The following is a 23589-nucleotide window of genomic DNA, read 5'->3' as shown; positions in this document are numbered from 1 at the left end:
GGGGGCTCCTCTCGTCGTGCGGGTGCTCAGGATCAGACGCTGACGCCGAAGTCCTGCGCGATACCCACCAGGCCCGAGGCGTAGCCCTGGCCGACCGCGCGGAACTTCCACTCCGCGCCGTTGCGGTAGAGCTCGCCGAAGACCATGGCGGTCTCGGTGGCCGCGTCCTCGGAGAGGTCGTAGCGGGCGATCTCGGCGCCGCCGGCCTGGTTCACGATGCGGATGTAGGCGTTGCGGACCTGGCCGAAGTTCTGCGAGCGGGTCTCCGCGTCGTAGATGGAGACCGGGAAGACGATCTTCTCGACGTCGGCGGGGAGGCCCGCCAGGTTGACGTTGATCGCCTCGTCGTCGCCGGCGCCCTCACCCGTCCGGTTGTCACCGGTGTGGACGATGGTCTGGTCCGGGGTCTGCTTGTTGTTGAAAAAGACGAAGTGGGCGTCCGAGTAGACCTTGCCCTGGGGGTTGACCGCGATGGCCGAGGCGTCGAGGTCGAAGTCGGTGCCCGTGGTGGTGCGGACATCCCAGCCAAGGCCGACGGTGACGGCGGTCAGGCCCGGAGCCTCCTTGGTGAGCGAGACGTTGCCACCCTTGGACAGGCTTACAGCCATTGTTGGGAGTCCCTTCCCTCGTGACGTACGGGCTTCGTACTGGGGACGAAGCTACCGTCACCTCTATGAACGCCAAGGGGGGTACCCGAGGTTCCGCCTGTCTTTACCTTTTTTACCCAGAACCCCCTCTTCACTCCGAGAGACGCCGAAAACCGGGTGACGCGGACCGGCCGGGCACGCGACCATGAACACATGTCCGGTCCCTATGTCATCCGCGGCTCCGTCTCCCTGCCCGAGGCCGAGCTCATGTGGCGTTTCTCGCGCTCCGGCGGGCCGGGCGGGCAGCACGTCAACACCAGCGACTCGCAGGTCGAGCTCCGCTTCGACCTCGCGAACACCGAGTCGCTGCCGCCCGTGTGGAAGGACCGTGCCCTCGCGAAGCTGGAGGGACGGCTCGTCGACGGGGTCATCAGCGTCCGCTCCTCCGAGCACCGCTCCCAGTGGCGCAACCGCGAGACGGCGGCCGTACGCCTCGCCTCGCTTCTCGCCGAGGCCACCGCGCCGCCGCCCAAGCCGCGCCGCGCGACCCGTATCCCCCGGGGCATCAACGAACGCCGCCTGCGCGAGAAGAAGCAGCGCTCCGACACCAAGCGCGGCCGCACCGGCCGCGACTGGGGCTAGCCCCGCACTCCCCGCCCGCCCGTCATAGCGGCCGGGGCCGCCACCTCTTCGGCCGCGTCCCGGCGTCCCCTCTTTACCCCCCTCTTTGCCCGTGGCCGTGGTCCGGCTGTCACATCTCGGCCGCGTGGTCCGTCAGTTCCATGACGGACCGCGACAAGGAGTGGTGACCAGCGATGAGCGACAGCGCCCACGAGGACTTCCCGAGGGACGCGCGGACGGCGGACGGCGGGGGAGCGCACGCGCAGGACGGCAGCGAGTTCCTCGCCGCGCGGTTCGAGAGCCACCGCAGTCGTCTGCGTGCCGTCGCCTACCGCATGCTCGGCTCGTTCGCCGAGGCCGACGACGCAGTGCAGGAGGCGTGGTTGAGGCTCAGCCGCGCCGACGCGAGCGGGGTCGGCAATCTCGGGGGCTGGCTGACGACCGGGGTGGGCCGGGTCTGCCTGGACATGTTGCGATCGCGCAGGGCCCGGAGGGAGGAGCCGCTGGAGCCGGCGGCGGAGTGGCAGGGGGTGCGGATGCCCGATCCGGTGCTCAGTCCCCTCAGCGGGGTGGACCCGGAACAGGAGGCACTGCTCGCCGATTCGGTCGGCCTCGCGCTCCTCGTCGTCCTGGAGACGCTGACGCCCGCCGAGCGGCTCTCCTTCGTTCTGCACGACCTGTTCGCCGTGCCGTTCGACGAGATCGCGACCGTCCTGGGCCGTACGCCCGCGGCCTCCCGTCAGCTGGCCAGCCGGGCCCGCCGCCGGGTGCAGGGCGGCGCGCCGGTGTCGGACGCCGATCCGGCCCAGCAGCGGGAGGTCGTCGAAGCGTTTCTCGCGGCGGCCCGCGACGGCGACTTCGAGGCGCTCGTCGCCGTCCTGGACCCGGATGTCGTGGCCCGCTCGGAGCGGGGCGTGACGGCCGGCGCCATCGCCGTGGCGTCCAACGCGAGCAGCTTCGCGCACCTGGCCCAGATCGCGCGGCCCGCCCTCGTGAACGGCGTCGCGGGTGTCGTGGTGGTCGTCGACGGACGTCCGGCCGGTGTTCTCGCCTTCACAGTCGTACACGGCAGGATCGCCGTGATCGACATCGTCAACGACCCGGAGCGACTGGCGGTCCTCGACGTCACGGTCCTGGACTGAACCGGCCGCCGTCGTCACCGGACCGGACCGGACCGCCGAGCCGTTCGGCCCCCCGGCCGGGGGGTGCAGGCGGCCGCTTCGTCCGCCCTCAGCCCAGTTGCCGATAGCGGCCCTTGAAGTACGTCAGGGGGCCGCCGTCCGCGCTCGGCACGTGGGCCGTCAGGACGCGGCCGATGACGAGGGTGTGGTCGCCCGCGGGAATCCGCTGCTCGGTGCGGCACTCCAGGGTCGCCAGGGCGCCGCCCACCAGAAGCGCCCCGGACGTCTCGCCGCGGACGTACGGGATGTCCTCGAAGAGGAGCCGGTCGCTGATGCGGCCCTTCATGGAGAAACGGCCCGCGATGTGGCGCTGGCTCTCCGAGAGCACGGAGACGCCCCACAGGGGCTGTTCGTCGAGCAGGTCGTCCATCCGGGAGCCCTCGCGCAGGCTGACCAGGACGAGCGGCGGGTCCAGAGAGACGGACATGAACGCGGTCGCGGTCATGCCGACGTCCTCGCCACCCGGTCCGTCCGGGGCCAGCGGGGGCTCGTGTGCGGTCAACAGGACCACACCCGCGGCCAGCCGGGTCATGGCGGCGCGGAACTCGTCGTTGCTCACCCCCTCAGCATGCACGGACGGGGTGACGGGAAGGGCGGGGGAAGTCGTGAGCACGCCGAAACGCTAGTCTCCGCTCCCGGGGCCGCGCATCGGACCTCGGCCCGAACCCGGACCTAGGTCCGGGGACGGAGGGATGCTGGGGCGGAGCCGGATCGGAGCCGGGAGCGGGGCCGGGATCGGAGCCGGGGCGGGGTGGACGGAAGCGGAGACGAGGACGGCCGTACTCTCATCCGTACTCATTCAGTGGGCGTAAGAGTGCACAGGTTCTGCACAGACGTCCAATAATGCATTCCGTAAACGCACACTGAAATGCAGAAACTCCACTCAATTGCTCATGTTCCGTTGTGACTTGAGTCACAGGAGCCATATTTTGTTGACCCTGTGTACCGAGTGCGGAGCGCGCTGTGATTCAGTGGCGGGGGCGTTACGCAGGAAGCTACCAAGCAGTACGGCGTGATGCGGTTCACGGGAAGCGCCGAGCAGTCAGTACGGAACCGAAGAGCACCTAGTACGCCGAGAGAACCCTGGAGTTGCTGCGAGGTCTCGAGGGGAGGGCGAATGGAGACCGAGTCGGAGCCCTACGTCCGTCTTGCGACCCTGCGGCAGCTGCACCAGGTGATGGCGGACATGAACACCGCCCGCAGCCTGGCCGACACGCTGCAGACCGTCGCCGACGGCGTGGTCACCGGGCTCGGCTACGAGCTGGCCTGTGTCAACCTCGTACGCCCCGACGGCGACCTCGTCGTCGCCGCTCTCGCCGGTAATTCCGCCGCCGAAGCCCTCATCACCGGCCGCGTCGGCTCCCGCACCTCCTGGGACCGCCGGCTGACCATGGGCGAGGCCTGGGGCGACCTCCGGTTCATACCGCACACCGAGGGCTGGGTCCTCGACGAGGACGACGTACCGCAGTGGTACACCGACGGTCCCGCGCCCCGCTTCGAGGACGAGTGGCACCCCTCCGACCGCCTCTTCGCGCCGATGTACACCCCGAGCGCCTCCGGTGGCGGTGGCGGCAGCGGCAGCGGCCACGGCGAGCTGATCGGCGTGCTGTCCGTGGACCGGCCGCGCAACGGCCGCAAGCCCGGCGCCTGGGGCCGAGAGGCCCTCCAGATGTACGCCTTCCAGGCCGCCATCGCGATTAGCAATGCACGTCTACGCGCGAATATGCAGCGCGCCCTGGTCCGCCTGGAGCGCGAGCAGCAGGCCCTGCGCGCCAGCGAGGAGTCCTTCCGGCAGGCCTTCGAGTACGCCCCCTCCGGCATGGCCATCGCCGAGATGGGCGGCGACCAGCACGGCCGCATCCTGCGCACCAACGACGCCCTGTGCCGGCTTCTCGGCCGCCCCGCCTCCGCGATGCGCCGCTACTCCTTCTCCGACCTCGTGCACCCCGAGGACATCGGCACCCTGCTGCGGACCTCCGCCGAGGGCGGCCGGGCCGAGCTGCGGCTCGGGCGCCGCGACGGCACCTACGTCTGGGTCCACCTGCGCAACTCCGTCGTCGCGGACGCCGCCGACGGCCCCCGCTTCCTGCTCACCCACGTCGAGGACATAGAGGAGCGCAAGCGCCGTGAGCTCCAGCTCGCGCACCGCGCCTCGCACGACGCTCTCACCGGCCTGCCCAACTCCGCCGAACTGCGCTCCCGGCTCGGCGCCCGCCTCTGTCAGCGCCCGCAGTCCCTGCCGCCCGGCGCGGTCGCCTCGCTGGATGCGGCGTACGGGCACGCGGACTTCGCGGAGCTGACGACCGGCGAGTACGACGACAACGGCCACCCCGCGTACGACGGGAACGGGCACGGCTTCGACTTCCGGGCCGGCGCCGAGGCGTTCGAAGCCTTCGATCATCACGTGCACACCATCGCCCCGGAGGGTGAGACGGACGACGGCGCCAAGGGGCTCGCGGTGCTCTTCTGCGACCTCGACGGCTTCAAGTCGATCAACGACCGGTTCGGGCACAACGCGGGTGACGAGGTTCTCATCGAGGTCGCCCGCCGCCTCACCCACGGGGTCCGGGACGGTGACACGGTGGCCCGGCTCGGCGGCGACGAGTTCGTGGTGCTCGCCGACGGTCTCGGCCGGGCGGACGCCCAGGACCTCGCGGTACGCCTGCGGAACGCGATCATCCCTCCCATCAGGGTCGATGGGCGGGCCGTCCGGGTGGGCGCGAGTTTCGGCATCGGCTGGGCCCACTGCGGCATGACGGCGGACGAGGTGTTGAAATCCGCTGACGAACGGATGTATGTCGAGAAACGTTCTCGTCCCAAACAGCACAGGCGTGCGGGATAAGCCACAGGTCAGTAGGTTGATGCGGTGAAGGCCCCCCGTTCGGCCCAGCGAAACCGGGTAGGCTCGCCATTCATTCATGTACCGCATCAGAACCGCACCCGCTGAGGAGACCAAGGGATGACGCCCGGCAACAACGGCGCGAGCACGCCCGAGGACGACGACCCGTTCGGCTATCTCTACGCCGACGGTCAGGCCAACGGAGCCACGCCGCCCTCTGGAGGCGGCGGCTACGGCTACCCGGGCTCGGTCAACCGGGTGCGGGCGGTCGGCGAGCGCAAGTACGGCCAGCAGACCGCTCAGGGCACCTACGGCCAGCAGGCCCCCACCGCCCCGTACGGCCAGGTGCCGCAGCAGGCCGGCTACGGCCAGCCGAACTCGCACTACGGAGCCCCCGAGACCGTTCCCGGCGGTGCGCAGACGGCGCGGACGCCGATGCCCGGTCACGGTGACGGCGGCGGGCGCGGCCGTGGCCCCAACACCAAGGGCCTCCTCATCGGCGCGATCGCCGTGGTGGCCGCCGTCGTGATCGGCATCGCCGTCGCCATGACCGGCGGCGGGGACGACAAGAAGGGAGGCGACCAGGCGGGCTCGACCCCCCAGGCCTCCCAGAGCGCGTCCCCGAGCGAGACGGCGACGAACGGGTCCGACACGCCCGCGGAGCTCCCCAAGGTCGATGCGAAGGCGCTGAACCTGGGCGCGGGCGTGACGACGGCGTCCGACGTCGAGGGCGCCAAGGCGGACGGCGGGGTCTACGTCACGGGGTTCAACAACGTCGGCGCGTCCATCACCTGGAACGTGAGCGGTATCAGCAAGGCAGGCAAGTACTCGCTGAATGTCAACTACGGCGTGCCCGGCAAGGACGCCAACGCCACGCTCACCGTGAACGGCAAGGCGCAGGACCGCCCGCTCAACATGAAGAACTTCGCCCACGCCGCAGAGGGCGATTACGCGAAGGGGTGGACCAACACCTGGGGGGACATCACCCTCAACAAGGGCACCAACACCATTCAGATCTCCTGCGGGCAGGGCAACCAGTGCGACGCGAACTTCGACCAGCTCTGGTTGGAAGCGGGCTGGAAGTAAGCGGGCGGAAGTAGGCGGGCCGGCAGCAGTCGGCTGTGGGGCGTCAGGACAGCGAGGCTGTCGTGACGCCCCTCGGTCCTTCAAGCCGGGCGATCCGTCCCGGGCAGGCGTCCAGGTCCCGGGTCACGCCGCCGTCGCGTCCCCCGTCACCGAGATCTCGGCCAGCAGGTTCTCGTAGGTCGCGTGGTCGAACTCGCCTGCCGCGGGTGACAGCACGGTCGCCGTGGACAGGGCGACGGCGCGGGCGAGGCGGGCCGGCCACGGAAGGTGTTCCACCAGACCGGACATCAGGGCCGCCACCGTCGAGTCGCCCGCACCCGTGGGGTTGCCGGGCACACGGCGTGGCGGCGCGGCACGCCAGCAGCCGTCCGCGTTGACCATGAGGAGGCCCTGGGGGCCCAGGGAGGTCACGACCGTGTGCGCGCCGCGCCTGCGGGCGTCCCGGGTCGCCTGCAATGGCTCGTGGGAGCCGGTGAGTTCGGCCAGCTCGTCGGCGTTCGGCTTGACGATGTCGGGACGGGCGGCGACGCCCCGGCGCAGGGGTTCGCCGCTGGTGTCCAGGAGCACCGGGACGGCCGCCGCGCGGGCCGCGCGGATCAGCCCCGCGTACGCGCCCACCGGTACCCCCGGGGGCAGGCTGCCGCAGAGGGCCACTGCCGAGGCGGAGCGCAGCAGGTGCTCGTACGTCTCCTGGAAGGCCGACCACTCGGCGGGGGTTATCGCCGGTCCCGGTTCGTTGAGCTGGGTCGTGTCACCGGTCGTCGTGTCGACCACGGCTATCGTGCGGCGGGTCGATCCGTCCACCGGGACGAGCGCGTCCACCACCCCGGCGGTCTCGGCCAGTCGGTCCCGCACCGTGCGTCCGGTCGCGCCGCCCGTGAAACCGGTGACCGTCACCTCGTGGCCGAGCGCGGCGAGCACCCGCCCCACGTTCAGCCCCTTGCCGCCCGGACGTTCGGTCACCTCGGTCACCTGGTGCGAGCTGTGCGGCCGCAGTGCCCGCACCCGATAGGTGATGTCGAGAGCGGTGTTCAGCGTGACCGTAAGGATCACCTGGGCCGACCTCCCCCGAAGAGTTGTGTGACGTGGGCGCCGGTCGGGCGCCCGCCGGTGGTTCCGGAGGCTCGATCATGCCAAACACAACGGCGGTCGGCCCAGTCCCCCCGGGCCAACCGCCGTAAACAACAAAGGTGTGAATCATCCCAGTTGGGGAGCGACCACCCATTCGCCGCCGCGCATCACGCCCTTGAGGTTGAACTCGGCGTCGAGAACCACCAGGTCCGCGTCCTTGCCCGGTTCCAGGGAACCCACCCGGTCGTACCGGCCCAGCAGGCGGGCGGGGTTGGCGGAGAGGGCCGCCACGACGTCCTCGACCGGCAGTCTGTCGACCGTCACCGCGCGCTGGAAGGCGCGGTCGAGGGTGAGCGTGGAGCCCGCGATCGAACCGCCCTCCACCAGGCGGGCGACGCCGTCCGCGACCTCGACCTCCAGCGGGCCGAGCATGTAGCGGCCGTCGCCGAAGCCCGCCGCGTCCATCGCGTCCGTGATGAGCGCGACCCGGCCAGGACCCGCGTGATGGAACGCCAGCTCCAGCGACGCGGGGTGCAGATGCGTACCGTCGTTGATCAGCTCGACGGTGATCCGCTCGTCCTCCAGGAGCGCGGCGATGGGGCCCGGTGCGCGGTGTCCGAGCGCCGGCATCGCGTTGAACAGGTGTGTCGCCACGGTCGCGCCCGCGTCGATGGCCGCCTGCGTCTGCTCGTACGTCGCGTCGGTGTGCCCGATCGCGGCGATCACCCCGTGTTCGGCGAGCAGGCGTACGGAGTCGAGGCCGCCCGGCAGTTCGGGGGCGAGCGTGACCATGGCGGCCCGGCCGCGCGCCGCGTCGATCAGCTTGCGGACCTCCGCCGGGTCCGGGTCGCGCAGCAGTTCCTCGGAGTGCGCGCCCTTGCGGCAGGGCGAGATGAACGGGCCCTCGAAGTGGATGCCGGCGAGGTCGCCCTGCTCGGCCAGCTCGGAGAGCATCCCGGCGCGCTCGGCGAGGCCGTGCATGTCACCGGTGACGGTCGAGGCGACGACGGTCGTGGTGCCGTGCAGACGGTGGGTGTGGATGCCCCGCAGGACGTCCTCGACCGTTCCCGAGGTGAAGGAGGCGCCACCACCGCCATGGTTGTGGATGTCGACGAAGCCGGGGACCACCCAGTGGCCGGACAGGTCGGTCACGGGCGTGTCCGCGGGGACTGCCCCAAGGACTCCGGCAGGTTGTGCCGAGGGGTCACCCGCGTCGGCGATCCGCGGACCGTCGATGATCACGCGGCCGTCGTGCACGATCCCGGTGGGCAGTACCACCCGGGCGCCGGCGAGAACCTTGCTAGGGGCCATCGGGTGGTTACCTCCGGGGAGTCGTGGAAGTGGTGTTCAGGAGGTCCCGGGCGAGGAGCCCGGCACCGAGACAACCGGCGGTGTCCCCGAGGGCCGCGGGGACGATGGACGGCAGCTTCTGGAAGGTGACGCGTCGTTCGACCGCGGCCCGCAGGGGTGTGAACAAGGTTTCCCCCGCCTCGGCGAGCCCGCCACCGATGATCAGGGTGCGCGGGTCCAGGAGGGTGAGCGCGGTGACCAGGCCGTCGGCGAGCGCGTCGACGGCCCCCTGCCAGACGGCCAGCGCCCTCGGATCGCCCGACTCGACGGCCTTGGCGCAGTCCGCCGCGTCCGCCTCCGGGTCGCCGGACGCCTCGGCCCAGGCCTGGCTGACTGCCGCCGCGGAGGCGAACCGTTCGAGACAGCCGCGCTGCCCGCAGGGACACGGGGACCCACCGGGCCGTACGACGATGTGGCCGATCTCGCCCGCGAAGCCGTGCGCGCCTTCCTCGACCTTGCCGTTGATGCCGATGGCGCCCGCTATGCCGGTGCCCAGCGGGACGAAGAGGAAGCGGTCCGCTCCCTGTCCGGCGCCGATCCGGCCCTCCGCGAGCCCGCCGGTGCGTACGTCGTGCCCGAGCGCGACGGGCACGCCGAGTCGCTCGCCGAGCAGTCGGCGCAGCGGGACATCGCGCCAGCCGAGGTTGGCGGCGTAGACGGCGATGCCGTTCCCGGCGTCGACGATGCCGGGGACGGCGACGCCGGCCGCGAGGGCGCTCTCGCCGAAGTGCTCCTCGCCGTAGGCGCGCAGTTCGGCGGCGAAGTCGAGGATCTCCTCGACGACGGCGTCGGGCCCGCGCTCACGGCCGGTCGCCCGGCGGGCCTGGTACAGCAGCGCGGGGTGCCCGGGGGTCCGCGGCGGCGGCGCGTCGGGGCGGTCGGGGGAAGGCTCGGCGTCCACCCCGACGAGGGCGGCCTTCATCCCGGTGCCGCCCACATCGAGGGCGATGACATGTCTCACGGGGGACAGTGTCGCCCTTTACCCCCAGAGAGGTCTAGTCCACTCACGTGGTGTGGACCTTATGTCCGCATTCCGAGACGGATGCGGCAAGCACAGGCCCGGTCCCTGTTCCGGTGCCCCGTCCCCGGCGCCTGTCGGTGCCGGGGGCTACCGTGCTGTTCATGGAAGAGCTGCCCGCGCGCGAACGGAGCATTCTCGCCCTGGAGCGCCGCGGCTTTCCCGGCCCCGGTGCCAAGGAGCGCGCCATACGCGAACAGCTGGGCCTCGCCCCGGTCCGCTACTACCAGCTGCTCAACGCGCTGCTGAACGACCCGAGGGCCCTGGCGCACGACCCGGTGACGGTGAACAGACTGCGCCGGGTGCGGGAGGCCCGCCGGGACGAGCGGTGAGGGCCAGGGATGAGGGCGAGGGGCGAGAGCCAGGGGTGAGGACCAGAGGGTGAGGACGAGCGGTGAGATCGAGGCATTCCGGCCTACGGGTCCCCCGCTCGGCCACGAGTCAGCGGTGCGCCCGCCGTCACCCGGATAGGGTCGCCCCATGGGCAGCCACCCCGAATCCAAGGACTTCTTGCCGACCCCGGTGACCCCCGCCGGGCGCGACGCACTGGAAGCGATCCTCACGCGCCCCACCCGGACGGTCGTCGCACTCGACTTCGACGGAACCCTCGCCCCCATCGTCCCCGACCCCGACCGGGCCCGCGCGCACCCCGACGCGGTCCCCGCCCTGGCGGCACTCGCCCCCAAGGTCGCCTCCGTCGCCGTGGTCACCGGCCGCCCGGCCGGTGTGGCCGTGCGCCACGGCGGCTTCGCGGGGGTTCCCGGACTGGAGCACCTCGTCGTCCTCGGCCACTACGGCGCCGAGCGCTGGGACGCGGTGAGCGGCACCGTCACCGCCCCGGCACCGCACCCCGGTGTGGCCGCCGTCCGCGCCGAACTGCCGGGGTTCCTCGACCGGATCGGCGCCTGGCAGGGCACCTGGATCGAGGAGAAGGGTCGTGCGGTCGCCGTGCACACGCGCCGCGCCGAGGACCCCCAGGCCGCCTTCGAGGCGCTCCGGGAGCCGTTGGCCGAACTGGCCGCCCGGCACGGCCTGATCGTCGAGCCGGGCCGCATGGTCCTGGAGCTGCGGCCGCCGGGCATGGACAAGGGCGTCGCCCTCATGGAGTACGTCCGGGAGGTCGGCGCCGAGGCAGTCCTCTACGCGGGCGACGACCTGGGCGACCTGCCCGCTTTCGCCGCCGTCGACAAGCTCCGCTCCGACGGCGTCCCCGGACTCCTGGTGTGCAGCGGCAGTTCCGAGGTCGGCGAACTCGCCGAACGCGCCGACCTGGTGGTCGACGGGCCTGCCGGAGTCGTCCGCCTCCTCGCGGCGCTGGCGGCTGCACTCGCCTGAAGCTTTTTCGCCCCCTCCGCCCCTACCCGTCCCACCCTGGGGCTCCGCCCCGGACCCCGTTCCTCAAACGCCGGAGGGGCTGAAATGTCCCCGGCCGGGGCTGGATTTTCCGCTCAGGCCTCAAGTTCGCGCAGCTGGTCCAGGAACCACTGGGCCGGGGGCAGGGCGGTGGCCGCGGCGGCCAGCCGCTTGGTGCGCTCGGCCCGTTCGCCCGGCTGCATGACGAGCGCCTCGTGCAGCGCCCGCGCCGTACCGATCACGTCGTACGGGTTCACGGAGATCGCGTCCTCGCCCAGTTCCTCGTACGCCCCGGCCTCCCGGGAGAGCACCAGCACGCAGCCGTCGTCGGAGACGACCGGGACCTCCTTGGCGACGAGGTTCATGCCGTCCCTGATGGGGTTGACGAGGGCGACGTCGGCCAGCCTGTACGCGGCGAGCGAGCGCGCGAAGTCGTCCTTGACGTGCAGCACCACCGGGGTCCAACCCGGCGTTCCGTACTGGGAGTTGATCTCGTCGGCGACACGCTGCACCTCGGCCGTGTAGTCCCGGTACACCGCGAGGTCCTGCCGCGAGGGATAGGCGAACGCCACGTGGACGACCCGCTCGCGCCACTCCGGGTGGTCGTCGAGCAGCTGCCGGTACGCCAGCATTCCGCGCACGATGTTCTTGGACAGTTCGGTCCGGTCGACGCGCACGACGGCCCTGCGGCCCTCGCCGATCTCCTCGCGCAGCGCGGCCATCCGCTCCTCGACGTCCGCCCGGTGCGAGCGCTCGCGCAGGAACTCGGCGTCCGCGCCGAGGCCGTGCACACCGATGCGGGTCCGGCGGGGCGGCCCGCCGTCCAGGTGCTCGACCGCCCGCTGCGCGTCCGAGGGCGAGGTCACGCGGTAGCGCTCGGGGTCGATCTCTCCCGCGCAGCGCATGAAGGCCGTCGCCCACCGCCAGGTCAGGAACGCCAGCCGGTCGGCGCCGAGCATGCCGTCCAGCAGCTCCGCGCGGATGTCGTCGGGGAGCATCCGGAAGTAGTCCTCGGGCGCCCACGGTGTGTGGGAGAAGTGGCCGATGCGCAGGTCGGGGCGCAGCGCGCGGAGCATCCCGGGCACCAGGCACAGGTGGTAGTCCTGGACCAGCACGGAGGCGCCCTCGGCGGCCTCCTCGGCCAGCGCCTCGGCGAAGGCACGGTTGTAGGTCCGGTACGACGCCCACTGGCGCCGGAACTCCGCGTCGAAGACCGGCTCCAGCGGGGTCTGGTAGAGCATGTGGTGGACGAACCACAGGACGGAGTTGGCGATGCCGTTGTACGCGTCGGCGTGCACCTCGGCGTCGATGGCCAGCATCCGTACGCCGTCCTCGCCGACTCCGCGCCGTACGGCCTCCCGGTCGCCGTCGCCGAGGGCCGAGCACACCCATAGGGCGCCCGCGTCCGGCCCGATCGCCGAGAGTCCCGAGACGAGGCCGCCACCGCCGCGCCGGGCGTGCAGCGAGTCGTCCTCCCGTACCTCGTAGGTGATCGGGCCGCGGTTGGAGGCGACCAGAATCCGGTGGGCACCGTGCGTTGAAGCCATGCCTCGAAACCTAGCCCCGTGTCGAAACGCTCAAACGTTCCCTTCGGCCGTATGCGATCGCGTGGCCGGTCGGGCTGGTCTACGCGGCTCTGCGCCGCTGGTACTCGGAGATTTCGGTCATCGGTGGCCTTTCCTCCGTGTCCACCGAGTACGTGCGCGGCTGGAAACCGTCCCGGCCGCGCTCGAACTGGGTGAGGGCGGGGCGGATCAGGTGGCCGCGCGCCAGCCGGAGCTGCGCGGTGCGGTAGATCGCGGCGGCCATCCGGCCCAGCGCCTGGCCGTCCTGGTGGCGGTGTTTGCGGATGCCGACGTCGACCTGGGCGAGGGCGTCCAGGCCCACCAGGTGCAGGGCGTCGACGAGCATGCCCAGTTCGACGCCGTAGCCGACGGGGAACGGGAGCTGTTCGAGCAGGGAGCGGCGGGCCGCGTACTCGCCGCCGAGCGGCTGGACGAAGCCCGCGAGCTGCGGCCAGTGCATGTTCAGCAGGGGGCGGGCCATCAGCTCGGTGACCCGGCCGCCCTGGCCGGTGGCGCCGCCCAGCGGACGGTCGTACATGGCCTTGACCAGATCGACGCCCGGATCGGTGAGCAGCGGGCCCACGATTCCGGAGACGAAGTCGGACGAGAACTCCTTGAGGTCCGCGTCGATGAAACAGACGATGTCCCCGCTCGTCACGAGCAGTGACCGCCACAGCACCTCGCCCTTGCCGGGCACGGCCGGAATCCGCGGGAGGATGTCGTCGCGGTGCACGACACGCGCGCCGGCGGCGGCGGCGACCGCGGAGGTGCGGTCCGTCGAGCCCGAGTCGATGACGACGATCTCGTCGACGAGGGGCACCTGCTGCATCAGGTCGTGGCGGATGATCGCGACGATCTCGCCGACCGTCTCCTCCTCGTTCAGCGCGGGCAGTACGACACTGACCGTCGACCCGGTGATGCGTTTCGCGGCAATGAGCCTGTGGAGCGGGCGGTCGGTCACGGACCAGGAGCGTGTGCTCAGCCAGCTTTCGACTTCCTTCAGCACGGTCTGCGGCTCCTCACTGTCTGATCACACGCTCTCATCGGCGTGCCCGCTGCGGCCAGCGGCAGATCGATTGCCGTCGTCTCGCGGTTCGGACGACTATCTCAACTGTCCTGGCCTTCGGTTACAGTCTTGAACAACGCGGATGACCATCGCATGTCCTGGATCATCGGCGCGTAGCGCGTTCAACAGTTCAACAATCAAATACCGCTCATCCAGAGGGGCAGAGGGATACGGCCCGATGAAGCCCCGGCAACCCTCCAGCCGGTCTCGTACCGATCGATGTCGATCGCGTCGCGAGGCTCCCGGCTAGGGAAGGTGCCAAATCCGTCTCACGGCGAAGTGCGTCGTGAGGAAGATGAGGAGAAAGGGCCTCGCCTCCATGGCTGCGCAGACAGTTGCAAGCACCACGAACTCCGCCGATGCGGTGGACCTCGGCCCGGCCGCGGCGCTTTCCTGCCGCGAGTGCGGACACCGCGTCCCGCTCGGCCCGGTCTTCGCCTGCGAGGAGTGTTTCGGCCCGCTGGAGATCGCCTACGACTTCTCGGCCTACGAGACCGAAGAGCTCCGTAAGCGCATCGAAGCGGGACCCGCGAACATCTGGCGCTACGCGCCGCTCCTGCCCGTCCCCGCGGACGTGGCGGACAAGCCGAACATCAACCCCGGCTGGACCAAGCTCGTCCAGGCCGACAACCTGGCCCGCGAGCTCGGGGTCGACGCCGGAAAGCTCTTCGTCAAGGACGACTCCGGCAACCCGACGCACTCCTTCAAGGACCGCGTCGTCGCCCAGGCCATCGAAGCGGCCCGCGCCTTCGGCTTCACCACTCTCTCCTGCTCCTCCACCGGCAACCTCGCCGGTGCCGTGGGTGCCGCGGCGGCCCGCGCCGGCTTCCGCTCCTGCGTGTTCATCCCGCACGACCTGGAGCAGGGCAAGGTCGTCATGGCCGCGGTCTACGGCGGCGAGCTGGTCGGCATCCAGGGCAACTACGACGACGTGAACCGCTTCTGCTCCGAGCTGATCGGCGACCCGGCCGGCGAGGGCTGGGGCTTCGTCAACGTCAACCTGCGGCCGTACTACGCCGAGGGCTCCAAGACGCTGGCGTACGAGATCTGCGAGCAGCTCGGGTGGAAGCTCCCCGACCAGCTGGTCGTGCCGATCGCCTCCGGCTCCCAGCTCACGAAGATCGACAAGGGTCTGCAGGAGCTGATCAAGCTCGGGCTCGTCGAGGACAAGCCGTACAAGATCTTCGGCGCCCAGGCCGAGGGCTGCTCCCCGGTGTCCGTCGCCTACAAGGCCGGCCATGACGTCGTACGGCCGCAGAAGCCGGACACCATCGCCAAGTCGCTCGCCATCGGCAACCCCGCGGACGGGCCGTACGTGCTCGACATCGCGCGGCGCACCGGCGGTGCGGTGGAGGACGTGAACGACGAGCAGATCGTCGACGCGATCAAGCTGCTCGCGCGCACCGAGGGCATCTTCGCCGAGACGGCCGGCGGTGTGACCGTCGGCGTCACCCGCAAGCTGATCGAGAACGGTCTCCTCGACCCGACCCTGACCACGGTCGTGCTGAACACCGGCGACGGCCTCAAGACTCTGGACGCGGTGGCCTCGGACACCGGACTGACCGCGACCATCCGCCCGAACCTCGACTCCTTCCGAGAGGCTGGCCTCGCATCATGAGCGTCAACGTCCGCATCCCCACCATCCTGCGCACCTACACCGGTGGTGCCGCCGAGGTGACGGCCGAGGGCGCGACCCTCGCCGAGGTCATCACCGACCTGGAGAAGAACCACACGGGCATCGCCGCGCGCGTTCTGGACGACCAGGGCAAGCTGCGCCGCTTCGTCAACGTGTACGTCAACGACGACGACGTGAGGTTCGAGCAGGGTCTGGAGACGGCGACCCCGGACGGTGTGGGCGTCTCGATCATTCCGGCCGTCGCCGGAGGCTGATCGTTACCCTCGGTAATGCCGAACACGCAGAGTTCATCGAATTGCCCCCTCCGTGAGAGAAACGGAGGGGGCAATTCTGCATGGTTGAGCGCGCTACAGTTGGGGAAGCGACTTCGCTTTCGATGTTGGTTTCATGCCGGACGCATATGAGTACCCGTTCGGCGGCCGACAAGAAGTAGCCAAACTGCCTCCCCTTTATGGGTTGTTTATGGCGTTTACGGGGCCCGACTTGCCCTGAATCCTTGCGGATTCTCCGCATATCATCGATCAGCCATGCCCAGAATTCTCGTCCGATTGACCTGTTGCAGAGGGCAGTTGGACAGATACATTCAGCCGCGGTCGACGCGTTCCGGCGCACACCCCCAACCGTTGGGGGGTGAGGTCTGACCCGGATCCGCGAAGTGTGGATCTGTGCAAGGGCCAGTAATAGGGGAGTTAGGCATGGCTCAGGGCACCGTCAAGTGGTTCAACGCGGAGAAGGGGTACGGCTTCATCGCGGTCGACGGTGGTGCGGACGTCTTCGTGCACTACAGCGCGATTCAGATGGACGGCTACCGCACCCTTGAAGAGGGTCAGCGAGTGGAGTTCGAAATCTCGCAGGGCCAGAAGGGTCCGCAGGCGGACATGGTCAAACTCGCCGTCTGATCCGGGCGCGAACGGCCACCGACGCACTCACGCCGAGGGGCCCGCATCCCACCAGGGATGCGGGCCCCTCGTGCGTCCCCGGCGGCCTTCCCCTGCTCTCGTGCGCGCCCGCGCGCCCGCGAGCGCCCACTGCGCGGAGCCGCGCGCGGACCTGCGCCAGGAGGCCGCTCGTGGGGCCTGTTTTCCCGAGAGGCGCTTGCGTCCGCCCGTCACCCGAGCACCACCCCTCAACGAGCTCGCTTCGCGAGCACACCTTGCACTCGACGGGGTCGAGTGCTAATCATTGGCGTTAGCACTCTCCCAGTGAGAGTGACAGAACTTGGATCGGGCCAGTGAGGCCCGCAGGCCTGTGGGGCAAGGAACCACAAGGCTTGCAGGCCGTCCGTCGCGGGCGCGGGCACGATCCGGAGAAATCCACCCCGTCCGGGAGGACCACTTCACATGGCCAAGATCATCGCGTTCGACGAGGAGGCACGGCGCGGTCTCGAGCGCGGGATGAACCAGCTCGCCGACGCCGTCAAGGTCACCCTTGGCCCCAAGGGCCGCAACGTCGTCCTCGAGAAGAAGTGGGGCGCGCCCACGATCACCAACGATGGTGTTTCCATCGCCAAGGAGATCGAGCTCGAGGACCCGTACGAGAAGATCGGCGCCGAGCTGGTCAAGGAAGTCGCCAAGAAGACGGACGACGTCGCCGGCGACGGTACGACCACGGCGACCGTTCTGGCCCAGGCGCTCGTGCGCGAGGGTCTGCGCAACGTAGCCGCCGGCGCCAACCCGATGGCTCTCAAGCGCGGTATCGAGAAGGCCGTCGAGGCCGTCTCCGGTGCCCTCCTTGAGCAGGCCAAGGATGTCGAGACCAAGGAGCAGATCGCTTCCACGGCCTCCATCTCCGCCGCCGACACCCAGATCGGCGAGCTCATCGCCGAGGCGATGGACAAGGTCGGCAAGGAAGGCGTCATCACCGTCGAGGAGTCCCAGACCTTCGGTCTGGAGCTGGAGCTCACCGAGGGTATGCGCTTCGACAAGGGCTACATCTCGGCGTACTTCGCCACCGACATGGAGCGTATGGAGGCCGTCCTCGACGACCCGTACATCCTGATCGCGAACTCCAAGATCGCGAACGTCAAGGACCTGCTCCCGCTCCTCGAGAAGGTCATGCAGGGCGGCAAGCCGCTGCTGATCATCGCCGAGGACGTCGAGGGCGAGGCCCTGTCGACCCTGGTCGTCAACAAGATCCGTGGCACCTTCAAGTCCGTCGCCGTCAAGGCTCCGGGCTTCGGTGACCGCCGCAAGGCCATGCTCGGCGACATCGCCATCCTCACGGGCGGCGAGGTCATCTCCGAGGAGGTCGGCCTCAAGCTGGAGAACGCGGGTCTGGACCTGCTGGGCCGTGCCCGCAAGGTCGTCATCACCAAGGACGAGACCACGATCGTCGACGGCTCCGGCTCTGCCGACCAGGTCGCCGGCCGTGTGAACCAGATCCGTGCCGAGATCGAGAACTCGGACTCGGACTACGACCGCGAGAAGCTCCAGGAGCGTCTGGCGAAGCTGGCCGGCGGCGTGGCCGTCATCAAGGCCGGTGCCGCCACCGAGGTCGAGCTCAAGGAGCGCAAGCACCGCATCGAGGACGCCGTTCGCAACGCGAAGGCGGCCGTCGAGGAGGGCATCGTCGCCGGTGGTGGCGTGGCCCTGCTCCAGGCTTCCTCGGTCTTCGAGAAGCTCGAGCTCACGGGTGACGAGGCGACCGGCGCCAACGCCGTGCGTCTCGCCCTGGAGGCCCCGCTCAAGCAGATCGCCGTCAACGGTGGTCTCGAGGGTGGCGTCATCGTCGAGAAGGTGCGCAACCTGCCCGTCGGCCACGGCCTGAACGCCGCGACCGGTGAGTACGTCGACATGATCGCCGAAGGCATCATCGACCCGGCGAAGGTGACCCGCTCTGCTCTGCAGAACGCCGCCTCCATCGCCGCGCTGTTCCTGACCACCGAGGCCGTCATCGCCGACAAGCCGGAGAAGGCCTCCGCGGCCGCTCCGGGCGGCATGCCGGGCGGTGACATGGACTTCTGATCGACCCCGGTCGATCATCGTCCTGACGTTCCGAGGGCGGCACCTTCCCGTAAGGGGGGTGCCGCCCTCGGGCGTTTTCCGCCTCCCTTGTGGCCCGTCCCCTCCCCCTGAGCGTGGCCCGGATCACAGCGGCAGGTGTGGGCGCGGCGGAATGCCGTGCCCGATGCGGCGGTTGACGCTGAAGAGCAGTCGATGCACGTGCACATACCGCACGGAATCTCCTGTCTCGCCGACCACTCGACGTCATACCGACCACCTGTTCGAGGAGCCCCCACGTGACCGCTGACGCCGCGTCCCGCGCAGCCGAGATCCTTTCCCGTCCCGTCTCGATCAACGGCCTGACCGTCCCGAACCGGATCGCCATGGCCCCGATGACCCGGATGTTCTCGCCGGGCGGTGTACCGGGGGAGGACGTCGTCGGCTACTACTCCCGCCGCGCCGCCGCGGGCGTAGGCCTCATCGTGACCGAGGGAACGTACGTCGGCCACGACTCGGCCGGACAGAGCAACGACGTGCCGCGTTTCCATGGCGAGGACCAGCTGGCCGGCTGGGCGAAGGTCGCCGACGCCGTGCACGCGGCGGGCGGCACGATCGTCCCGCAGCTCTGGCACATAGGCATGGTCCGCAAGGCGGGCGAGCCGCCCTTCGCGGACGCCCCGCCCGTCGGCCCCTCCGGCCTCTACAAGGAGGGTGCCGAGGTCACCGGCAAGAGCATGACCCAGCAGGACCTCGACGACGTCATCGAGGCGTTCGCCAAGGCCGCCGCGGACGCCGAGCGCATCGGCTTCGACGGTGTCGAACTGCACGGCGCCCACGGCTACCTGCTCGACCAGTTCCTGTGGTCCGGCACCAACCGGCGCGAGGACGCGTACGGCGGCGACCCGGTGGCCCGTACGAAGTTCGCGGCGGAGATCGTCGCCGCGGTGCGCGCCGCGGTCTCGCCCGAGTTCCCCGTCCTCTTCCGCTACTCGCAGTGGAAGCAGCAGGCCTACGACGCCCGGATCGCCGAGACCCCGGAGGAGCTTGAGTCGATCCTCGCCCCGCTCGCCGCCGCCGGAGTGGACGCCTTCCACGCCTCCACGCGCCGCTACTGGGTCCCCGAGTTCGACGGTTCCGACCTCAACCTCGCCGGCTGGACGAAGAAGCTGACGGGCAAGCCCGCCATCACCGTCGGCTCGGTCGGCCTGGACGGCGACTTCATCAAGGCCTTCGCGGGCGAGGGCTCCCCGGTCAAGGGCATCGACGACCTCCTCGACCGCATGGAGCGCGACGAGTTCGACCTCGTCGCCGTCGGCCGCGCCCTGCTGCAGGACCCCGAGTGGGCGGCGAAGGTCCTGGCCGGCCGCTTCGACGACCTGGCCCCGTACGACGCGGCGGCGCTGGGTTCGCTCAGCTGACCTGAGCTGCCCCGCTGACCTGCTGTCCCGGAGGGACGGTGCCCGCCGCGACGCGGGCGCCGTCCCTTTTTGGTCAGCCGGTCAGCCGGTCGTGCCGAGGTGACCGACGAAGGTGCCCCAGGCGGCGGCGCCGAAGGTGATCACCGGCCCGAGCGGATTCTTGGAGTCCCGGACGGGGACGAGGGTGGGGTGACCGTCGGCGACTTCGAGGCAGTCGCCGCCGTCACCGGCGCTGTACGTCGACTTGCGCCAGCGAGCGACTTCGAGGCAGTCGCCGCCGCTGCCGCCGCTGTAACTGGACTTGTACCAGGCGGTGGTGGTCAGGTCGTTCTCACGGGCGTTGTTCTCCATGCTCGTAATCCTGCGCCACGGATTCGATCAGGGCCAGGGAGTCCTGAGGCGAAAGCGCCTCCGCCTGAAGGAGGTTGAACATCAGGGTGTGTCGGGCGACCGTACCCGGGTCGTCCAGCAGCTTTCCCATGTCGGGTCCCTCCACGAAGGTCAAGGATGGGGCGTCCTCGAACTCCATGAGCTTTACCGAGCCTTCCATCGCAGCGTGCGCCCCAGAGCCGAACGGCAGCACCTGTACGAGGATCCGGTGCCGTCGGATCAGCGCGGTCAGGTGACACAGGGCCTCCGCCATCACCCCGGTTCCGCCCACCTCCCGGCGCAGCACCGCCTCGTCCAGAACCGCCCACAACAGCGGCGTTGTTGGATCGTCGAGCAGATGCGCACGCTCCAGCCGGGCAGCCACCAACTCGTCGATCACGTCCTTCGTCGCCGTCGGCCGGTACGCGCGGAAGACGGCTCGCGCGTACTCCGGCGTCTGCAACAGGCCCGGGATCAGCAGCGCCGCGTACTGCCTGATCGCCGTAGCGATCGCCTCCGCCTCCGCCGCCTCGGCGAAGTGGTCCGGGTACCTCGACTTGGCGAGGGCGGCGCAGTTGCGTGTGAAGAACCCGTTCGTTCCCAGGATCTCGTCTATCTGGACGGCGTACTCAAGCTGCAACCGCCGTGTCCTCGACTCCAGTTGGCCGATGAACGAACCGCTGACGAAGAGCGGTTCGCCCAGCTCGGCCTGGCTGAGGCCGGCGTTCTCACGGGCGTGCCGCAACTCCGCGCCGATCATGGCGCGCGGTGAGGAGGACGGGTCGAGGTCTTTGGGTCCGGGCATGGCAACTTCCTGTCACACAGGAGGGGTTGTTGGAGCGCCGTCTCTTCCCAGGTTAGAGGCGTGATGGCCACGCTGTGTGGTGAATGCGAACACTCAGCGTGGAAGGTGCGGTGCGATGGAGATGACGTCGAGCAATCGCGTGCGGCCGACGGAGGAGATCGTCGAGGAGCTGCGGGCGGCACTGACCGGGGTCGGTGTGGTGCTGCCGTCGCTGCGGGTCGATCCGGTGACCGGTGCGAGCGACGAGCTGTTCGCCCTGGTCGCGCTCGGCCGCTGCAACGTGGGCACCGCCCAGAAGCTGACCGCCGTGCTGCGCGATCGCGGCGTACGTGACGGCGGTGGCGAGGCGTGAGCGACGAGTACGCCGTCGATGTGCGGGACGGTCGGCTCGGCCAGGTGATGGGCCGCGAGGGCGGCCTCGTACAACTGCGGCCGCCCGGCGGCGGATGCGAGTGGGACTGCCCCGAGGAGGCCCTCGGGGAGGTGCCGCCGGGGGAGGTGCTGCGGGCGCGGGTGCGACGGCTCAACGAGGAGGGACGGCTGCCGTGACCGCACGTCCGGGACAGGCCGGTTCCGGGTCCCCGGGTTCGCCCGCGGACCTGCCGACGGGCTTCCCGGCCCTCCCGGACCGCTCGTCTACAGATTCCCGATCGGTTCGATGTCGACCTTGACGGGCGTGCCCCAGATGCGGAGCACCTCGTAGTCGGTGAACTCGTGGACGAGGCGGTAGGCCATGCCGGGGCGGGGGGTCCGGCGCTCGGCGGCGAGGTAGCGCTCGGCTTCCTGGCGGTCGCGCCGGGGGGTGCCGCACAGGTGCCACTCCTGGCCGCTCCAGACCTCCGGGAGCCAGCGCTGCTGGGGCTGGGGGCGGTCGCCGCGGACCCCGTAGCGGGTCATCGTGCGGTCGGGCAGCTCGTCCGGGGCGGGCGTCCGGCCGTGCCCGTACGCGTCGTTCACCTCGGTGCGGCGGGCGGTGCGGCGGCGGGTCTCGCAGAGCAGGCAGCGGTCCGGGGCGCTCTCGTCCACCGGGCCGTTCGGATGCTCGGAGCAGCGGGTGGTGGGCGCCGCCGTCGTCACCGTCTCGTCGAGCAGGTCCAGCGCCCGCTTCAGGTCCGCCTTGACCTCGTGCAGCTTGGCGTCGGGGGTGTCGGTGTTCAGGGCGTCACCGTGCTCCCCGAGCAGCCGCAGGGCGCGGCCGAGGGCGGTCAGCTGTGCGTGGTTCATGGTCCCAGCCTCGCACGTGCCACCGACAGTGCGGCTAAACGGCGGCCTGTTCCGCGGCCTGTTCCGCCCGGCGGGCCGGTGTCACGCCGCCGAGGCCGAAGAAATAGGTGGCCGCGAATCCGACGACGTACCCGGTGATCAGGCCGCCCGCGTAGATCGCCGCGGTGAGGGCGAGGCTCCGGTTGCCGGACAGCAGCGGGAACAGGGCGAGACCCGAGGGGCCGATGGCCGTCGAGCCGACCTGGTCGCCCAGCATCGAGAAGAAGCCGATGAAGGCGCCGCCCGCCGCGCCGCCCGCGCAGGCGGTGACGAAGGGGCGGCCGAGGGGGAGCGAGACGCCGTAGATCAGGGGTTCGCCGACGCCGAGGAGACCGGCCGGGAGCGCCGATCTGATCGTCGTACGCAGTGAGGTGTCGTGGCGCAGCCGGACGTACACCGCGAGGGCGGCGCCGACCTGGCCCGCGCCCGCCATGGCCAGGACGGGCAGCAGAACGGTGTACCCCTGCTGCTCGATGAGCGTGGTGTGGATGGGGATGAGGGCCTGGTGCAGGCCCAACATCACCAGGGGGAGGAACAGGGCCCCGAGGACGAGCCCGGCGAAGGCGCCCGTGGTGGAGAGCAGCCAGGAGGCGGCCGTGCCGATGGCGGAGGAGAGCTCACCGGCCGCGTACATCAGCGCGTACAGCGTCACCAGGCCGGTCAGCAGCACCGTGAGGGTCGGGGTGACCAGGACGTCCAGGGTCGGCGGGACCCAGCGGCGGCAGCACTTCTCCACGTACGTCCCGAGCAGGGCCGCGGCCAGGGCGCCCAGGACGCCGCCCTGGCCGGGGGCGAGCGTCACGCCGAGGACCGTCACCTTGGCGACCCCCGCGTACACGACGACCGAGGCCACCGCGCCGCCCAGGATCGGGGTGCCGCCGAACTCCTTGGCCGTGTTGTAGCCGACGAAGACCGCGATCAGCGCCATGAACCCGGCGGCGATCGCGGTCAGGGCGGGGGTGAGGCCCCTCAGCACGCCGAGGTTGACCAGCAGGCCGTTGAGGCCCGCGATCACCCCGCAGCCGATCAGGCCGGGGATCAGCGGCACGAAGATGTCCGCGATCCGCCGCAGGAGCAGCTTGAGGGGGGTGGCGTTGCGGCGGGTCCGGGCGGCCTTCAGTTCGGCGCCGCGCAGGGCCAGCCGGTCGGCCGTGGTCGTCAGCAGCGCCTCGAACTCCGGCGTCACCCGGGCGACCGTGCCGGGACCCAGCACGATCTGGCAGGTGCCGCCGTCCGCGACCAGGCCGAGGACGGCGGGCAGGGCCCGCAGGCCCTCCTCGTCCACCAGTCTCCGGTCCCGCAGGCCGAGCCGGAGCCGGGTCATGCAGTGGGCGACGGTCAGGACGTTCGCGGGGCCGCCCACGAGGGGGAGGATCGCCGCTGCTGTGGTGGAGTCCGGTGTGCGCACTCCCCGAGCGT

At 70.5% G+C, this 23589-nt stretch carries 24 protein-coding genes and 1 riboswitch; of the genes, 13 read left to right on the top strand and 11 right to left on the bottom strand.

Features of this window, described 5'->3' with window-relative positions; all coding sequences use genetic code 11:
- Nucleotides 1–32: 32 nt before the first annotated feature.
- Entirely contained in the window at nt 33–608 is a 576-nt protein-coding gene (locus ACZ4N5_RS23045) for a TerD family protein (protein ID WP_467758929.1), read from the bottom strand.
- A 192-nt stretch (nt 609–800) separates the two neighbouring features.
- Here ACZ4N5_RS23045 and arfB point away from each other — a divergent pair, with 192 nt between their 5' ends.
- Nucleotides 801–1229: an alternative ribosome rescue aminoacyl-tRNA hydrolase ArfB gene (gene arfB, locus ACZ4N5_RS23040; protein WP_467758928.1), complete on the top strand. Its 429-nt coding sequence runs from the start codon at nt 801–803 to the stop codon at nt 1227–1229.
- Nucleotides 1230–1402: 173 nt separating this feature from the next.
- Complete coding sequence (locus ACZ4N5_RS23035) at nt 1403–2350, top strand: sigma-70 family RNA polymerase sigma factor (protein WP_467758927.1); 948 nt, start codon at nt 1403–1405, stop codon at nt 2348–2350.
- An 88-nt stretch (nt 2351–2438) separates the two neighbouring features.
- Here ACZ4N5_RS23035 and ACZ4N5_RS23030 read toward each other — a convergent pair whose 3' ends face one another.
- Nucleotides 2439–3002 carry a flavin reductase family protein gene (locus tag ACZ4N5_RS23030; protein ID WP_467758926.1) on the bottom strand — a complete coding sequence of 188 codons (564 nt, stop codon included), beginning with the start codon at nt 3000–3002 and terminating at the stop codon, nt 2439–2441.
- Between the two features lie 504 nt (nt 3003–3506).
- On the opposite strand from ACZ4N5_RS23030, the gene cdgB reads away from it, so the two are divergent.
- Together cdgB and ACZ4N5_RS23020 are read left to right on the top strand one after the other, a co-directional pair.
- Nucleotides 3507–5231, top strand: coding sequence for a diguanylate cyclase CdgB (gene cdgB, locus ACZ4N5_RS23025; RefSeq protein WP_467758925.1), 1725 nt, complete (start codon nt 3507–3509; stop codon nt 5229–5231).
- 117 nt (nt 5232–5348) lie between these two features.
- Nucleotides 5349–6314 (top strand): CBM35 domain-containing protein, encoded by a 966-nt coding sequence (locus ACZ4N5_RS23020; protein WP_467758924.1) that lies wholly within the window; start codon nt 5349–5351, stop codon nt 6312–6314.
- A 123-nt stretch (nt 6315–6437) separates the two neighbouring features.
- Here ACZ4N5_RS23020 and ACZ4N5_RS23015 read toward each other — a convergent pair whose 3' ends face one another.
- The 3 genes from ACZ4N5_RS23015 to ACZ4N5_RS23005 all read right to left on the bottom strand — a co-directional run bounded on the left by ACZ4N5_RS23015 (nt 6438) and on the right by ACZ4N5_RS23005 (nt 9696).
- The gene (locus ACZ4N5_RS23015; protein ID WP_467758923.1) at nt 6438–7367 is read right to left on the bottom strand and encodes a 1-phosphofructokinase family hexose kinase; all 930 of its coding nucleotides are present in this window, start codon (nt 7365–7367) and stop codon (nt 6438–6440) included.
- 144 nt (nt 7368–7511) lie between these two features.
- Nucleotides 7512–8696, bottom strand: a complete 1185-nt coding sequence (gene nagA / locus ACZ4N5_RS23010) for an N-acetylglucosamine-6-phosphate deacetylase (RefSeq protein ID WP_467758922.1) — start codon at nt 8694–8696, stop codon at nt 7512–7514.
- A 7-nt stretch (nt 8697–8703) separates the two neighbouring features.
- Nucleotides 8704–9696: an ROK family protein gene (locus ACZ4N5_RS23005; RefSeq protein WP_467758921.1), complete on the bottom strand. Its 993-nt coding sequence runs from the start codon at nt 9694–9696 to the stop codon at nt 8704–8706.
- A 161-nt stretch (nt 9697–9857) separates the two neighbouring features.
- On the opposite strand from ACZ4N5_RS23005, the gene ACZ4N5_RS23000 reads away from it, so the two are divergent.
- Both ACZ4N5_RS23000 and otsB read left to right on the top strand, forming a co-directional pair.
- On the top strand, nt 9858–10085 hold the full coding sequence (locus ACZ4N5_RS23000) for a DUF3263 domain-containing protein (protein WP_328669776.1): 228 nt from the start codon (nt 9858–9860) through the stop codon (nt 10083–10085).
- Between the two features lie 148 nt (nt 10086–10233).
- Nucleotides 10234–11088, top strand: a complete 855-nt coding sequence (gene otsB, locus ACZ4N5_RS22995) for a trehalose-phosphatase (protein ID WP_467758920.1) — start codon at nt 10234–10236, stop codon at nt 11086–11088.
- 113 nt (nt 11089–11201) lie between these two features.
- Here the strand turns inward: otsB and ACZ4N5_RS22990 are convergent, their stop codons facing one another.
- Together ACZ4N5_RS22990 and ACZ4N5_RS22985 are read right to left on the bottom strand one after the other, a co-directional pair.
- Nucleotides 11202–12653, bottom strand: coding sequence for an alpha,alpha-trehalose-phosphate synthase (UDP-forming) (locus tag ACZ4N5_RS22990; protein ID WP_467758919.1), 1452 nt, complete (start codon nt 12651–12653; stop codon nt 11202–11204).
- A gap of 79 nt (nt 12654–12732) precedes the next feature.
- Nucleotides 12733–13677, bottom strand: coding sequence for a glucosyl-3-phosphoglycerate synthase (locus ACZ4N5_RS22985; RefSeq protein WP_467758918.1), 945 nt, complete (start codon nt 13675–13677; stop codon nt 12733–12735).
- Nucleotides 13678–13882: 205 nt separating this feature from the next.
- Nucleotides 13883–14039, top strand: a riboswitch (SAM riboswitch).
- Nucleotides 14040–14056: 17 nt separating this feature from the next.
- Between ACZ4N5_RS22985 and thrC the strand changes: the two genes are divergently transcribed.
- From thrC to ACZ4N5_RS22960, 5 genes are all read left to right on the top strand, one after another.
- Nucleotides 14057–15355: a threonine synthase gene (gene thrC / locus ACZ4N5_RS22980; protein ID WP_467758917.1), complete on the top strand. Its 1299-nt coding sequence runs from the start codon at nt 14057–14059 to the stop codon at nt 15353–15355.
- The gene (locus ACZ4N5_RS22975) at nt 15352–15627 is read left to right on the top strand and encodes a MoaD/ThiS family protein (protein ID WP_467758916.1); all 276 of its coding nucleotides are present in this window, start codon (nt 15352–15354) and stop codon (nt 15625–15627) included. The genes thrC and ACZ4N5_RS22975 overlap by 4 nt, the downstream gene beginning before the upstream one ends.
- Before the next feature lie 441 nt (nt 15628–16068).
- Nucleotides 16069–16272, top strand: coding sequence for a cold-shock protein (locus ACZ4N5_RS22970; RefSeq protein WP_005315736.1), 204 nt, complete (start codon nt 16069–16071; stop codon nt 16270–16272).
- 441 nt (nt 16273–16713) lie between these two features.
- A complete protein-coding gene (gene groL / locus ACZ4N5_RS22965; RefSeq protein ID WP_355766807.1) occupies nt 16714–18336 on the top strand; it encodes a chaperonin GroEL in 1623 nt (540 codons plus the stop codon).
- Between the two features lie 275 nt (nt 18337–18611).
- Nucleotides 18612–19733, top strand: a complete 1122-nt coding sequence (locus ACZ4N5_RS22960; protein WP_467758915.1) for an NADH:flavin oxidoreductase — start codon at nt 18612–18614, stop codon at nt 19731–19733.
- Nucleotides 19734–19814: 81 nt separating this feature from the next.
- On the opposite strand, the gene ACZ4N5_RS22955 is transcribed toward ACZ4N5_RS22960, so the two are convergent.
- Together ACZ4N5_RS22955 and ACZ4N5_RS22950 are read right to left on the bottom strand one after the other, a co-directional pair.
- Nucleotides 19815–20084 carry a DUF397 domain-containing protein gene (locus ACZ4N5_RS22955; protein WP_467758914.1) on the bottom strand — a complete coding sequence of 90 codons (270 nt, stop codon included), beginning with the start codon at nt 20082–20084 and terminating at the stop codon, nt 19815–19817.
- Nucleotides 20065–20907 carry a helix-turn-helix domain-containing protein gene (locus ACZ4N5_RS22950; protein WP_467758913.1) on the bottom strand — a complete coding sequence of 281 codons (843 nt, stop codon included), beginning with the start codon at nt 20905–20907 and terminating at the stop codon, nt 20065–20067. The genes ACZ4N5_RS22955 and ACZ4N5_RS22950 overlap by 20 nt, the downstream gene beginning before the upstream one ends.
- 115 nt (nt 20908–21022) lie before the next feature.
- On the opposite strand from ACZ4N5_RS22950, the gene ACZ4N5_RS22945 reads away from it, so the two are divergent.
- The gene (locus ACZ4N5_RS22945) at nt 21023–21259 is read left to right on the top strand and encodes a hypothetical protein (protein ID WP_467758912.1); all 237 of its coding nucleotides are present in this window, start codon (nt 21023–21025) and stop codon (nt 21257–21259) included.
- Nucleotides 21256–21456 (top strand): hypothetical protein, encoded by a 201-nt coding sequence (locus tag ACZ4N5_RS22940; RefSeq protein ID WP_467758993.1) that lies wholly within the window; start codon nt 21256–21258, stop codon nt 21454–21456. The genes ACZ4N5_RS22945 and ACZ4N5_RS22940 overlap by 4 nt, the downstream gene beginning before the upstream one ends.
- A gap of 87 nt (nt 21457–21543) precedes the next feature.
- Here the strand turns inward: ACZ4N5_RS22940 and ACZ4N5_RS22935 are convergent, their stop codons facing one another.
- Together ACZ4N5_RS22935 and ACZ4N5_RS22930 are read right to left on the bottom strand one after the other, a co-directional pair.
- Nucleotides 21544–22131 (bottom strand): hypothetical protein, encoded by a 588-nt coding sequence (locus ACZ4N5_RS22935; RefSeq protein WP_467758911.1) that lies wholly within the window; start codon nt 22129–22131, stop codon nt 21544–21546.
- Between the two features lie 34 nt (nt 22132–22165).
- Nucleotides 22166–23578 (bottom strand): PTS transporter subunit EIIC, encoded by a 1413-nt coding sequence (locus ACZ4N5_RS22930; protein WP_467758910.1) that lies wholly within the window; start codon nt 23576–23578, stop codon nt 22166–22168.
- Nucleotides 23579–23589 lie beyond the last annotated feature (11 nt).

It is taken from the genome of Streptomyces sp. NPDC026500 (assembly GCF_055567635.1).
The sequence above is the reverse complement of the archived record's forward strand: the minus strand, read 5'-3'. Positions and strand labels throughout refer to the sequence as shown.

Excerpts from the sequence above, each read along its gene's own strand:
- thrC (WP_467758917.1), top strand. The coding sequence starts at position 14,057 with ATGGCTGCGCAGACAGTTGCAAGCACCACGAACTCCGCCGATGCGGTG.
- ACZ4N5_RS23000 (WP_328669776.1), top strand. The coding sequence starts at position 9,858 with ATGGAAGAGCTGCCCGCGCGCGAACGGAGCATTCTCGCCCTGGAGCGC.
- cdgB (WP_467758925.1), top strand. The coding sequence starts at position 3,507 with ATGGAGACCGAGTCGGAGCCCTACGTCCGTCTTGCGACCCTGCGGCAG.
- ACZ4N5_RS22970 (WP_005315736.1), top strand. The coding sequence starts at position 16,069 with ATGGCTCAGGGCACCGTCAAGTGGTTCAACGCGGAGAAGGGGTACGGC.
- ACZ4N5_RS22935 (WP_467758911.1), bottom strand. The coding sequence starts at position 22,131 with ATGAACCACGCACAGCTGACCGCCCTCGGCCGCGCCCTGCGGCTGCTC.
- ACZ4N5_RS22990 (WP_467758919.1), bottom strand. The coding sequence starts at position 12,653 with ATGGCTTCAACGCACGGTGCCCACCGGATTCTGGTCGCCTCCAACCGC.
- ACZ4N5_RS23045 (WP_467758929.1), bottom strand. The coding sequence starts at position 608 with ATGGCTGTAAGCCTGTCCAAGGGTGGCAACGTCTCGCTCACCAAGGAG.
- groL (WP_355766807.1), top strand. The coding sequence starts at position 16,714 with ATGGCCAAGATCATCGCGTTCGACGAGGAGGCACGGCGCGGTCTCGAG.
- ACZ4N5_RS22945 (WP_467758912.1), top strand. The coding sequence starts at position 21,023 with ATGGAGATGACGTCGAGCAATCGCGTGCGGCCGACGGAGGAGATCGTC.
- ACZ4N5_RS22975 (WP_467758916.1), top strand. The coding sequence starts at position 15,352 with ATGAGCGTCAACGTCCGCATCCCCACCATCCTGCGCACCTACACCGGT.
- ACZ4N5_RS23020 (WP_467758924.1), top strand. The coding sequence starts at position 5,349 with ATGACGCCCGGCAACAACGGCGCGAGCACGCCCGAGGACGACGACCCG.
- nagA (WP_467758922.1), bottom strand. The coding sequence starts at position 8,696 with ATGGCCCCTAGCAAGGTTCTCGCCGGCGCCCGGGTGGTACTGCCCACC.
- otsB (WP_467758920.1), top strand. The coding sequence starts at position 10,234 with ATGGGCAGCCACCCCGAATCCAAGGACTTCTTGCCGACCCCGGTGACC.
- ACZ4N5_RS22950 (WP_467758913.1), bottom strand. The coding sequence starts at position 20,907 with ATGCCCGGACCCAAAGACCTCGACCCGTCCTCCTCACCGCGCGCCATG.
- arfB (WP_467758928.1), top strand. The coding sequence starts at position 801 with ATGTCCGGTCCCTATGTCATCCGCGGCTCCGTCTCCCTGCCCGAGGCC.
- ACZ4N5_RS23035 (WP_467758927.1), top strand. The coding sequence starts at position 1,403 with ATGAGCGACAGCGCCCACGAGGACTTCCCGAGGGACGCGCGGACGGCG.
- ACZ4N5_RS22955 (WP_467758914.1), bottom strand. The coding sequence starts at position 20,084 with ATGGAGAACAACGCCCGTGAGAACGACCTGACCACCACCGCCTGGTAC.